Genomic DNA, 12,278 nt, shown 5'->3' on the forward strand with positions numbered 1-12,278 from the left:
AGGGCTCAGTTCCCCCGCTCAGCTCGCGCGCACCACCGTGAAGGGGCAGTCGCCTTCGACGACGTCGATCTCCACCTGTTCGCCGACGGTCACCGTGCCGTACCCCGCAGAGCCGACCCAGGGCCAGCGGCCGGGGGCGCCGACGTACAGCTCGCCGTTCGCCTCATCGACGCGCACGCCCGACCGGGCCTGCACCAGGGTCCACCCCGCCATGGCCCTGGCGTAGTGGTCGCCGCACTCGATCTCGTTGTACGGGTTTCGGCGGCGGCCGTCATGACGGTTCCAGAGCCCGTCCAGCACCTGCCGTGCCTCGTCTTCCAGCCCCTCGAAGACGCAGTGCGCCGCCACCTGCCACTCGATGCCGGTCCACACCTCGTCCGCATAGCGGGTCGGCACGTCGGGACGGCCGCCCTCCGGCCAGGTGCACATCAGGAGCCCGACATCCTCCGCGGTGTCGGCATAGACGCGGTAGGGATGCTCGAAGTCGGCGAATCCGTGCCGGAGGTTCGAGGCGACCACGTGACGCAGGGCGCTGCGCACGTGCTCCGGCGGCAGGATGTGGCCGAGTCCGAGCTGATGGGCCCACCACTGCCCGATGACCTGATCCGAGAGCACTCCGGTGCGCCACTGGTAGTCCTCCGGGTCGCCCTCGTCGAGCACCTGGATGTAGTGGGTGCCGTCGAAGAGCGCGTCGTCGTACAGGCGCGAGCCCGACTGGAACCGCTCCTGCGCCTCGGTCGCCGCGTCGGCATCTCCGGCGAGCAGGGCCAGCTCCTCGTAGGCCCGCAGCGCCGCGAGCCACAGCGTGCCCATGAACGGATTCGCCCCCGCGAGGTCGATGTCGTGGGTGCTGGGCTGGATGCCGCGGAGCACGCCGTCGCCATCGTCGTCCCATCGGCTGACGATGTGCGTGTAGAGCCTGACGAGCTGCGGCCACCGCCGCTCCAGCCACTCGCGCCCCGCACCGCGCTGCACGTCCCTGAGGGATTTGAGGATGGTCGCGAGCATGCCGTCGAGCGCGGGCTCCTCCGGTCCGCCGATGAACTCGTCGGTCATCTGCGGCAGATAGGTCGGCACACGCAGTCGGTGCGGGATCGCGCCGTCGGCGGCCTGCATCACGTCGAACTCCGTGTCGCGCATGTCACGCTCGAGGCTCGGCCAGAGACCCGCAAGCGCGGCTTCGTACTGCCAGACGTGAGTGCAGTTGAGCGGGCAGGATCCTCCGAAGACGCCCGACCACATCCAGGTCGAGTCGCCGAGCGAACCCTCGTAACCGTAGAACCTCCCGTCGGCGCCGATGAAGCACGTCGGGCTGCGGACGTACGCGGCCTGCGCGGCCAGGTGCTCGACCTCGCGGGGGTCGAGGCTGGAGTCGACGAGCGTCGAGGTCCATTTCGCGGTGCGCTCGGTGAGCTCACCCCACCGCCGCTCCACCGTGGACTGCACGTCCATCGCGTCGAGGAAGCGCAGGCCGTACGCGTTGCCGAGGTAGAAGCGCGACGAGCCCCACTCGGGGTGCGGTCGCCCGAACTGCTCGATGTCGACGAACCGGTTCGGCAGATGCCAGGAGATCGAGAAGCGGATGGTGTGCGACGCCCCTGGCTCGAGGGCGAACGGGACACCGACCACGCCGAGCCACGACCGTCCCTGCGCACTGGCTCCGGTTCCACCGCGGGGCGCGTTGAGCTGCGGATCGCCCACCGTGGGCGCGAGAGCGAGCCGGGACCGGCCGTCGTTGGCCGCACGCGACCGCAGGAAGGCGTCGAGGTGTTCGAGCCCGCTGCATCGGGTGAGGACTGCGGCGCTCTCGTCGTCGGCCGCGAGCACGAGCTGACCGGCGAGCTGGTCGCTCTCATCCAGGGACGGGTTGTCCATGACGATGCGCGACCACCCCTTGCCGCGGCGCAGCCGGTTGACGTTGCCGCCGAGCCCCGGAGTGTTGTCGGCGATGGGCGTGATGCCATCCCATCCGATCGCGTTGAGCAGTGAGCCGGCGAGGGTGCCGTGCACCGCGATCGGTCCGGTGTTGGTGAGTGTGAACTCGAACATCCCGGTGGGGATCGAGCTGAACTCGACATCGCGCGGTGCGAGCGGGTTGAGCACGCGCATCCGCACCGCCACGGGATGACGGGTGTCGGTGAGGTCGACCTCGGCGATCGGATAGGTGCCCCGGAACGAGGCGGACTCGAACGTGCCGAAGGCCTCGGCCGCTGCCGTCATCCACTCCGGCACATGCCCGTCGGTGGTGAGCGACGCCTCGGGGTCAGGCACGGGGGCGCCCTGCACCATCGAGATCACGTTGAGAGGCGGCTCGACCTGGGTCACCCGAATCCAGAACCCGGTGCCTGGCAGGGCGCCGAGATGGTTCGGCATCCCCTGCAGCTGCCATTGACGCAGCGAGCCGTCGGTGTTCACCGCGAATCCGCCGGTGCCGATCCCCCGACCGGCATCGCGAGGGCCGGAGCCTCGGTGTGGGGGCGTGACTGCGGCAGGATGTCCGTCATGATTCTCCTCTGGCGGGTCGGCGGGCGGGCGGGAGCGGGGAAGAGCGACACCGGATGCCGTCGCCGCCGGCCAGGCCGCGGCCACGGCGAGCACGATGAGCACCGGGGCGACGAGCAGAAGCAGACCGCCGAACCATGTCAGTCCGAGCCAGGCGAGCGCGGTCGAGGCGGCCAGCGCGGCGAGGGGTGCTGCGGGACGACGCAGCGCCGCCACGGCGGACACGGTCACGAGCGTGCGCAGACTCACGTCGTCGCGCATCGCCCCCACCGGTACGGCGACAACCGCGACGAGGGCACAGAGCACGGCGACGAGCGTCGCGGCCACCGCGAGCACCGGGAACAGGGGCACGGCCGCAGCCTCGGCCACGGCGGCCGTGAGCATCGACCACGCCACCGCCAGGGCGGGCGCCCCCGCGCCGAGGAGCATCAGGGTCAGCCGCCGCCCGTAGCGCACGGGAGGGCGGTCGAAGAGCCGGTCGTGCATCGAGCCGAGCGCCCAGGCGGCAGGGAAGGCCGAAGCGCCGACGACGAGCAGCGGGACGAGCGGTGACCCGGGGCCGAGCAGCGCCGTCGCGAAGGCCCACGCCGCCAATCCCGCGGCACCCGTGACGCCGAGTGGCGCGAGCGCATGCCAGGCCGCACCGGGGAGCCGCAGGAGCACAGGGTCGACGGAACCGCGCTCTGACGAGGCCACCCCGGTCATCCCTTCAGGCACGGTCATCCCTTCAGTCCCGTCGACGCGACACTCTCCACGATCTGACGCTGGAAGGCCAGGAAGACCACGAGCAGCGGCACCACGACCATCGTGATCGCGGCGAACACGATCACCGCCGGCGCGGCGCCGAACCCGTTCTGCAGCGTGACCAGACCGAGCGGCAGGGTCATGTTCTCCGGGCTCGACAGGAAGATCAACGGCCCGAAGTAGCCGTTCCACGACGCCTCGAACCCGAGGATCGCGAGGGCGGCGACCGCTGGTGCCGACAGCGGGATGAGCATGCGGAACAGGATCCACAGATGTCCTGCGCCGTCGAGCCGCGCCGCCTCGTCGAGCTCACGGGGGATCGTCTTGAAGTACTGCGAGAGGAAGAAGATCTGGAACACGTTGATCAGGGCCGGAAGCCACAGCGAGGCCAGGGTGTCGACGAGGCCGAGCTGGCGCATCATGATGAAGATCGGGATGATCACCAGCTGCCCCGGCACCATGAGGGCCGAGAGCATCACGACCAGCAGCACCCGGCTGCCGCGGAAGTCGATCCTGGCGAACGCATACGCGGCGAGCACGGAGAAGAACAGGGCTCCGACGGTCGAGATCAGTGCGAGCGCGAGCGAGTTGCCGAACTGCTGGAAGAACGGCATGTACTCGAACACGTCGGCGAAGTTCTCGACCGTGAACGGGATCGGCAGCCACCGGGGCGGCGAGGCGAACGCGAACTCGGGCTCCGTGAGGCTCTGGACGATGAGCCAGATCAGCGGCGAGAGCATCAGGATGCCGAAGATCACGAGCACGATGTCGACGATCACCCCTCCGACACTCGGCCGGTGACGGCGGCGAAGGCGAGCGCGCTCGACACGCGTGAGGACGTCGGTCTGCGCCGGATCGACGGCGGGAGGCAGCAGCGTCATGATTCGTGCACCCACTTCCGGCGGCCGAGGAACTGCAGCACGGTGACTCCCATGATGATGAGGAAAACGAGCAGGGCGACGGCGGCGGCGTAGCCCATGTCGAAGGCTTGGAAGCCCTTCTCGTACAGATACATGATGATCGTGGTCGTGGAGTTCTGCGGCCCGCCCTTGGTGATGATCTGGATGGGGTCGAAGATCTGGAACGCGCCGATGAAGGTGATGATCGTCGCGAAGAACAGGGTCGGCGACATCAGAGGCAGCGTGACGTTCCAGAACACCTGCCACGAGGTCGCTCCGTCGGTGCGTGCCGCCTCGACGAGCTCACCCGGCACGGTCTGGAGACCAGCCAGCATGATGATGAACGTGAACCCGACGGTGTGCCAGAGGTCGATGAAGATGATCGCCGGCATCGCCCACGCGGGATCGGCGAAGAAGTTGGGCAGTTCGATGCCGAAGCCGGCGGCGTACTGCGCCACGTAGCCGAACGTGGGGTCGAGCACGTACTTCCACAGCAGGGCGACCGCGGCCCACGAGATGAGGAACGGGAAGAAGATCGCCACGCGCGCGAAGTAGCTCAGCACGCGACTCGCCACCCGGTTCACGGCCAGTGCGAGCAGAAGCCCGAACACCAGGTGGGTGACGATCGATGCGAAGGCGAACACGAAGGTGTTCAGCAGTACCTGCGGCAGGATCGGGTCTGAGAACAGCGTCGCGAAGTTGTCGAGGCCGACGAACTCGGGCTGCGTGAGCATGTCCCACTTCAGGAACGCGAGCACGATCGCGAACACGAACGGTCCGGCGACGAACACGAGGAACAGCAGCAGCGCGGGGCTGACGAACATCCAGCCCGTGATCGCGGTGCGACGCCGCTGGAGCTCGGCTCCAGGGCGCCGCACCGGACGGGCAGCGGTCAGACTACTCACCGACCAGCTTCTCCAACTCGGCCTGCGCCGCGTCGAGGGTCTTCTGCGCCTCCCCCTGGCCGGCGATGATCGTGCCCCAGGCCTCCTCGATCACCTTCTGCGCCTCGGCGCCCTGGTCGATCGACGGGATCGGCGTCGCGAACGACATCGCCTCGCTCAAGCGGATGGTGCCCTCTGGCGCGTTGTCCGTGAAGGCGGGCGAGTTCGCGACGGACTCCCGTGCCGGGACGATGGTTCCGCCGATCTCGGCGAAGTAGCTGCCGGCCTCCTCCGACATCAGGAACTTGATGAACGTCCAGGCGGCCTGCTTGTTGTCGCTGTTCTTCGCGATGTTCCAGGCGTCCCATCCGACGGGCGAGCCGTTGCCGGTCTGCGTCGGCCAGTTCACGACCACGGTCTTGTCGACCATGTCGAGCTCGCGCACGCCCAGCACGGGCCAACGTCCTCCGCTCAGGATGGCGAGCTTGCCCTGCTTGAACGCGGTGTTGCCGTCGAACTGACCGCCGGGCTTCGGGGCGAGGCCCATCTCCACCAGGCTGCGGGCGAACTCCGCGGATGCGACGGCCTCCGGCGAATTGTAGGTGGGGGTGCTCCAGTCCTCGTTGAACGTGCTGGCGCCGTTGGTGGTGAGCCAGGGCATCACGTCGACGAAGTAGCCCGATCCGGCGCCGACCAGGTACGCACCGGTCTTCTCCTTGATCTGCTTTCCGGCGGCGACGAACTCGTCCCAGGTCCAGTTGCCGTCCTCCGGGATCGCGACACCGGCCTTCTCGAAGACGTCCTTGTTGAGGTACATGGCCATGGTGTTGAAGCCGCCGGGGATGAACACGGTCTCCCCCTCGGGCCCGGCCGCGAACTCCTCGTTGAACTTCTGCAGGTTGGGGCTGATGTCGTCCCAGTAGTCGTCGACGACGTCCTTGTCCTGCTCGATGTAGGGGGCGAGGTCGGCGAGGATCCCCTTGGAGGCGAAGAGGCGCTGGCCCTCGGTGGCGACCTGGATGATGTCGATCTTCTGACCGCCGGCCAACCGCGTGGCGACGGTGGTCGAGAACGTGGCCCAGTTGCCGCTCGGGATGCCGACGGCCTTGAGCTTGATGTCGGGGTATTCCTTGTTGAACTCGGCGAACAGCGCGTTGAAGGCCTTCTGCTGATCGGCGTCGCCCATGTAGACGAAGTTCAGTTCGCCGCTGTCCGGCTCTCCTTCCGCGCCCGCTCCGCCGCCACCGCCACCGCCGGAGCACCCGCTCAGGGCGATGCCGGCCACGGCGACGGACGCTGCGACCTTCCACATGCGACTGCGTGTCTTCCGCATTGGTCCTCCTCAGGACGTCACTCATCTTCGAGTCGTGCTGTGTCTCGGCTCCTGCCGATGGGTACCGACCAGCGCACGTCGATCCGCGGTGATCGGGTATGCGTCAGAGTAGGCGAAATCGATTTCATGCGCAAGAGTCGCCGGGGGCTCAGCCGTCTGCGGCGCGGTCGAGGTCCACCGCGAACCAGAACACGTTGTACGGGTCCCAGAGCGAGAGGGTGAAGTAGATCCGTCGCCCGTCGTCCGACACCTGGCGGGGATTCAGATACGGCGCATACAGCCCCGGATAGTCGCCGCCGTCGATCACCTCGATCGGCTCGCCCCACGGACCCCATGGCGTGATCCCCTCGCGGATGTATGCGTTCCCGGCATCCGAGTAGGTCATGACCCACCGTTCGAGGTACGTCGACCACATCACCGAGAGCTCGCCGATGGTCCCCTCGACGATGGTCTCCGCCTCGGCCATGTCATCACTCCAGCGCGGCCGCTCACCGTCGAGGCCGGCGTAGTAGGAGTAGGCGGACTGCTCCTCGACCGACTCCTCCGTCGCGGGGACGCGCATCAGCTTCACCTCACCGAACCGACCGGACGGGATCGCCCACAGGTAGATCCAGTCTTCCCCCGCCTCGGTCACGGGAGCGGCGGCGAACTGGACGAAGTTCGACTCTCCCGGCCATTCGACACCCTCCACCGGCTGCCAGCTCTGGCCGTCGTCTCGCGAGACGATGAGCGCGGAACGGCGGGAATCCCAGGCCCCGGGGTCGCCCCAGAAGCTCACCGACATGTAGGAGACGTAGATCGTGTCGCCGATCGCGAAGCCGGCGGTGGGGATCTTCGTCACCTCGCCGCTCCCGTCGTTCGCATCGTGATCGCCCTCGATCATCGGGGCGGCGAGACCGATGCCGTCGCTCACCCAGCCGTCGAAGAAGATGCCGTCCGAGGGGTCGTCGTCCGTGCTCCATGCGGCGACGTTCGAGCGCCACTGCCCGCCCTGGCCACCCGTGGCCCCCGGTGCACGCTCGCCGAAGGTGTCGCCGAAGAAGAAGAAGGTCTTGTCGCCGACGGTGGCCATCGACCCCAGGTCGGTGCCGGCGACGCCCACGGACTCGGTGTCGTTGATGGCCGCGGGACCGGTGAGCTGCGCGACCTCGGTGAGACCCGACACGCCCTCGAGGACGAACGGCTTGTCCTGATCGGTGTCGATGTCCACGGTGTCGTTGTTCGCGGTGCCACCGGAGCAGGCGGTGAGGCCGAGTGCGACGACAGCGGATGCCGCGACGGCGATCGGGCGCGGACGGCGGAGACGGCGGGCGGGGGTGTCGGACATGGTGCTCCTCGTCGAGCGGCGGATGAGATGCCGAATCTAGCGAAATCGATTTCAGATTGCTAGGGGCTCCGACCGCGAGGAACATCGACGCCCGCCGCCCGCCACCCTGCAGAAACGACGGATGCCGTGGGGTCTCCCCACGGCATCCGCACTCGGCTCGAGCAGGCGTCAGCCTCGGCCTCCCGTGACGTTGGTCCACCCGGAGGGCGCGGACCGCTCGCCCTCGCCGAACCGGTTCACCGCGGTGACCGTGACGCGGTAGCGCCCGGGGTGCACGTCCGCGAGTGTCGTGCTCGCCTCTTCGGCCGCGACCTCGACGCGGATCGTGCGCCCAGACGTCGCCACCGCTTCGACCACGTAGCCCGTGATCGCGGAGTCGCCCGCGTCGGCCGGCGCGGCCCATGTCACCTGCAGCGATCGGCCGGAGCCCACCGCCGTCGGCGAGGCCACCGCTCCCGGGACATCCCGCTGAGCGAGATCCTCGACCGGAACGCGCGTCAGCTCGACATCCTCCTTGTTCGTGCCGTACGAGACGTAGAGGTGGTCGCCCCAGAGGACGCTCTTCTGGTAGCTGTAGCCGAGGTTCTTGGACTTGCCTTCGTATCGGCGCGGCTGAAGATCGTTCGCGTCGCGCAGGACGTATCCGTCGTCGAACGTCTCTCCATCAGCGCTCAAGACGATGACCAGCGGGAAGCGGGTCTTCGTCCCGGTCAGGCTGCCGACGAGGTAGGCGGTGCCGTCGGGCAGGTTTCCCGCACTCTGCTTCGTGCGCGAATCCGGCACGTTCGTGACGACGGAGTCCGACCAGGTCGCACCGTCGTCCTCGCTGACGGAGGCGAGCTTGAGCATCGAGCTGCCACCCTGATCGCGGAACGTCATGACGATCGAGCCGTCCTCCCTGACGTGCCAGCTCGGCTCGAGCTCGCGCGACATCTCGTCGGGCAGATACGGCTGATTGTCGAACTCCCCCTGGGTCCATCCGGTCACTCCGAGGGGGTCGTCCGTGTAGTACGGCTTCACCTGCAACCCGGGCTGCACGTGGAACGCCGTGAGCACCCGGCCGCTGGGCAGCGCCTTGACGTCCTGCTCGATGATGCCGTCGACGGGCACGCCGTTCTGGTCTGTCACGCGCTGCGGCGCCGACCAGTTCACGCCGTCGGTGCTCGTGACGTACTCGGTGTATCCGCCGCGGGGCTTGAGAGCGGCCGGCCACACGTTGAGGTAGGCGACGAGGGTCTCCCCGTCGGTCCACCATCCTCCGTTGGAGGTGTAGCCGTCGGTGCGCGGCGCCGTGAGCGGAACAGGCTCGGACCAGACCTCGCCGTCGTCGCTGACGCTGTACTTCACGACGGTCTCCGGGGCGTCCTCGTCCAGCGCCGAGCTCTGCCACTGGGCGTACAGCTTTCCGCGGAACGGCAGCAGCACGGTCCCGTGGTTGAACTTGTCGTCCTGATCTCCTGGTTCGAAGATCGTGACGGTCTCGGCGTTCTCGGCCTGGGGCAACCCGAGCGAGATCAGGTCCGTGGTGTCGATGAGGCCGTCGACCACCCGGATCGGCGCGGACTCGTCGTCGGCGACGGCGGGTCCGGCGAGACCGGCGACCAGCATCGCGGCGGTCAGCAGCGCACCCGCAGCGAGCGTTCGCCTGCGGGGTATGACGTGTGAGGGCAGCATTGCAACTCCTTTGTCGTGCGACGCCCGTCGTCGGACGCCGCGGTTTCAGTGAAAACGAGGGACGGCGCGTTCGAGACGCGCGAGCACCTCGGCGTCCGGCTCGGGGATGGGCATGCGCTTGCCCCCGACCGGGCGCCCGGCGAGGCGGTGGACGGCGCGCATGCGCGCGGGGATCCGTCCACGGCCTCGACGACCTCGTCGATGTCTGTCTGCAGTGTCGCGATGCGACCGGTGTCGTCCGCGAGAAGAGCGTCCCGCATTGCGACGAACGGCACCGCGAACGCCGATGCGACACCGGAGATCACCCCGTCCGCCCCCGCTCGTCCGGCGCGCGCGAAGTCGCCGTCCGCTCCGGTGTAGATCCGGAACCCCTCGGGCAGCCGTTCCCGGAACGACGAGATCAGGTCGAGCGATTCACCGCTCACCTTCACTCCGACGACTCCGGGCAGCTCTGCGAGACGGACGAGGAGATCGGCATCGACGGGGATGCCGGTGCGGGCCTCGAACATGTAGACGTAGACATCGAGTCCAGCGGCCTCCGACGCGACTTCGCGGAAGAAGTCGTAGACCTCGTCGGGTGTGGCTGGAAGGTAATAGGGGGTGAGGACGGCGATCTCCGTCGCGCCGGCGTCGCGTGCACCGCGGATGAGCTGCGACACCTCGAACCGGCTCGCCGCTCCCACGTGCACGATCACGCGCACGCCCGCCAGGATCTCCACCGACAGGCGCGCGACGGCGTTGCGCTCCTCGATCGACAGCGCGGGGAACTCACCCGTCGTCCCCAGCACGAGCGCGCCCTGCACGCCGGACGCGGCGACGTATTCGAGGATCCGACGTGAACCGTCGAGGTCCAGCCCTCCGCTCTGATCGAACGAGAGGGGTACTGCGGTGATGATGTCGTGCGAGCGCATGGCGTTGGAGCTTCTTTCGAGCGAGGCGTGGAGGAGGACGGACGTCGGATGCAGGCGTTTCACCGCCTGCATCCGACGGAGGGGTCAGCCGGCGAACGCCTCGTCCATGGCGCGCAGCACGTCGTCGACGCTCGCCTGGTCCGAGAACAGCTGCTGGGTGCCGATGAACAGCGCCGACTGGGCCTTGGCGTTCGGCCAGCCCTGATCGGGCATCGGCGCCGTGTCGCCGGCGGCGATGATGTCGGCGGCGGACTGCATGACGGGGTCGAGCTCGACCTCGGCGTCGCTCAGCGCGGGGATGCCGGGGGCGGTCGCGAACCAGATCGCCGTCGCCTCGGGGTCGCGAGCCAGTCGACGAAGTCCAGCGCGTTGACCTTGTTCTTCGCCGACTCGTTCACGGCGAAGCTCACGCCGATGCCGCGGGGGATCGACGTCGTGCCGGAGTCGTCTCCCGGCAGCGCGAAGAAGCCGAACTCGGTTCCCTCCGGCGCCGTCGAGGCGATCTGCGGGTACGAGGCCAGCACCTGCACGACGCCCACCGCGGCGCCCGAGTTCACGAGCGCATACGACGCCGTCACGTCGGTCCCGAGCGGGTCGTCGTTGAAGCACCCGGCGTCACTCATCTCCAGGTACTTGTCGAAGGCGTCACCCCAGCCCGACCCCGCGAAGGTCGCGGATCCGTCGGTGAGCTCGGCATCGAAGTCCGGGGCGTCGCCGTAGACGGTCGAGGCCACGAGCGCGTACGGGATGAGCTGGGTGACCCAGTCGGTCTGGATCCCGAGGGCGAACGCGACCTTGCCCGCGTCCTTCACATCGGCGCAGTAGTCGAGCAGTTCGCTGTAGGTCGTCGGCACCTCGAGGCCGAGTTCGGCCAGGGTGCCGGTGTTGTAGATGGTGCCGACCGCGTCGAGCTTCGACGGCAGCCCGTAGGTCTTCCCGTCGATCTGCAGCGTCTCGGCAGTACCTTCGTCGACCGCGTCGACCCAGGGCCGGTCCGACAGGTCGGCGAGGTATCCGGCGCCCTGCAGGACGTCGATCGCGCCGGGGTTGCCGCCGCCGGCCCATACGGTGAACACGTCGGGCGCGGTGCCGCTGGAGAGCTGCGTGCGCACGGTGGTCTGGAACTGGGAGGTGTCGGCGACGGTCAGGTTCACGTCGAGTCCGGTCTTCTCCTCATACGCCTCGACGACGGCCTCCATCGGCGCCTGGTTGTTCGAGGTGGTCGCGATGGTGAGCGCGTCGGTGGGCTCGTCCGGCGACGCCGCCGGTTCCGACGACGAGCAGGCCGCGAGGCCGACGGCCGCGACGGCGACACCGGCGACGATGGCGATGTTACGCAGATTCATGGTGGATAAACTCCAATGCAGGAAGGGGGCGGGAGCCCCCGGAACAGGTGTGAGCGGGGTATCGGGGGTCATCCGGCCGGGAAACGGAAGGTGAAGGTTCCGGATTCCAGCCGCAAGCGGATGCTCCCCTGGCCGTGGTCCATCAGGGTGACGCCTTGCGAGTGCGTCGTGTTCTCGCCTCCTTCCGTGATCTCGGATGCCGTGCGGCAGGGAAGCTCGGCGACGGCAGGCGTCCCGGGGGGAACCGTGACCGTCCAGGTGATGTCCGCGCCGTCACGGCGCCAGGAGCTCTCGACCCGTCCGCGTGGCGTCTCGAGCGCCCCCTGCGCGTGGGTGAGGAAAGGGTCGAACCGCGGCGAGAGCGTGAGGTCGCGGTAGCCTGCGGAATCGCTCTGCTGCGTGATGCCGAGGATCCCCGACAGGAACCACTGCCCGACGGAGCCGAGCGAGTAGTGGTTGAAGCTGTTCATGCGAGCCGACTGGAACCCGCGCTCGGGCGTCCATCCGTCCCAGCGCTCCCAGATCGTCGTGGCGCCGTTGCGCACCGAGAACAGCCACGACGGGTAGCGGTCGTTGTGGAGCAGGCGGAACGCGAGATCCTCCCGCCCGATCTCGGCGAGCACGGGGCAGAGCAGACCGACGGTCACGAACCCCGTCG

At 68.5% G+C, this 12,278-nt stretch carries 10 protein-coding genes; all 10 read right to left on the minus strand.

Translation table 11 applies throughout. From position 1 onward, the window contains the following. Window positions 1-18 precede the first annotated feature (18 nt). Entirely contained in the window at window positions 19-3,225 is a 3,207-nt protein-coding gene (locus tag K1X59_RS19095; protein WP_220173728.1) for a GH116 family glycosyl hydrolase, read from the minus strand. After that, window positions 3,222-4,127 carry a carbohydrate ABC transporter permease gene (locus K1X59_RS19100; RefSeq protein WP_183151205.1) on the minus strand — a complete coding sequence of 302 codons (906 nt, stop codon included), beginning with the start codon at window positions 4,125-4,127 and terminating at the stop codon, window positions 3,222-3,224. The genes K1X59_RS19095 and K1X59_RS19100 overlap by 4 nt, the downstream gene beginning before the upstream one ends. Next, on the minus strand, window positions 4,124-5,050 hold the full coding sequence (locus K1X59_RS19105) for a carbohydrate ABC transporter permease (protein WP_202045377.1): 927 nt from the start codon (window positions 5,048-5,050) through the stop codon (window positions 4,124-4,126). Before K1X59_RS19105 ends, K1X59_RS19100 begins: the two co-directional genes overlap by 4 nt. After that, window positions 5,043-6,362, minus strand: a complete 1,320-nt coding sequence (locus tag K1X59_RS19110; RefSeq protein WP_202045380.1) for a sugar ABC transporter substrate-binding protein — start codon at window positions 6,360-6,362, stop codon at window positions 5,043-5,045. Before K1X59_RS19110 ends, K1X59_RS19105 begins: the two co-directional genes overlap by 8 nt. Before the next feature lie 148 nt (window positions 6,363-6,510). Then, window positions 6,511-7,689 carry a DUF4185 domain-containing protein gene (locus K1X59_RS19115; protein ID WP_183151206.1) on the minus strand — a complete coding sequence of 393 codons (1,179 nt, stop codon included), beginning with the start codon at window positions 7,687-7,689 and terminating at the stop codon, window positions 6,511-6,513. A gap of 168 nt (window positions 7,690-7,857) precedes the next feature. Further along, the gene (locus K1X59_RS19120; protein ID WP_220173730.1) at window positions 7,858-9,363 is read right to left on the minus strand and encodes an exo-alpha-sialidase; all 1,506 of its coding nucleotides are present in this window, start codon (window positions 9,361-9,363) and stop codon (window positions 7,858-7,860) included. Continuing rightward, window positions 9,306-10,337: a dihydrodipicolinate synthase family protein gene (locus K1X59_RS19125; protein ID WP_220173731.1), complete on the minus strand. Its 1,032-nt coding sequence runs from the start codon at window positions 10,335-10,337 to the stop codon at window positions 9,306-9,308. The genes K1X59_RS19120 and K1X59_RS19125 overlap by 58 nt, the downstream gene beginning before the upstream one ends. Window positions 10,338-10,358: 21 nt before the next feature. Further along, on the minus strand, window positions 10,359-10,532 hold the full coding sequence (locus K1X59_RS19130; RefSeq protein WP_220173732.1) for a hypothetical protein: 174 nt from the start codon (window positions 10,530-10,532) through the stop codon (window positions 10,359-10,361). Between the two features lie 29 nt (window positions 10,533-10,561). Further along, on the minus strand, window positions 10,562-11,620 hold the full coding sequence (locus tag K1X59_RS19135) for an ABC transporter substrate-binding protein (protein WP_220173733.1): 1,059 nt from the start codon (window positions 11,618-11,620) through the stop codon (window positions 10,562-10,564). 68 nt (window positions 11,621-11,688) lie between these two features. Further along, entirely contained in the window at window positions 11,689-12,267 is a 579-nt protein-coding gene (locus K1X59_RS19140) for an alpha-L-rhamnosidase C-terminal domain-containing protein (RefSeq protein ID WP_220173734.1), read from the minus strand. Window positions 12,268-12,278: the final 11 nt, after the last annotated feature.

Source organism: Microbacterium sp. Se5.02b, assembly GCF_019464375.1.
In the GTDB taxonomy this organism is placed as follows: Bacteria; Actinomycetota; Actinomycetes; order Actinomycetales; family Microbacteriaceae; genus Microbacterium.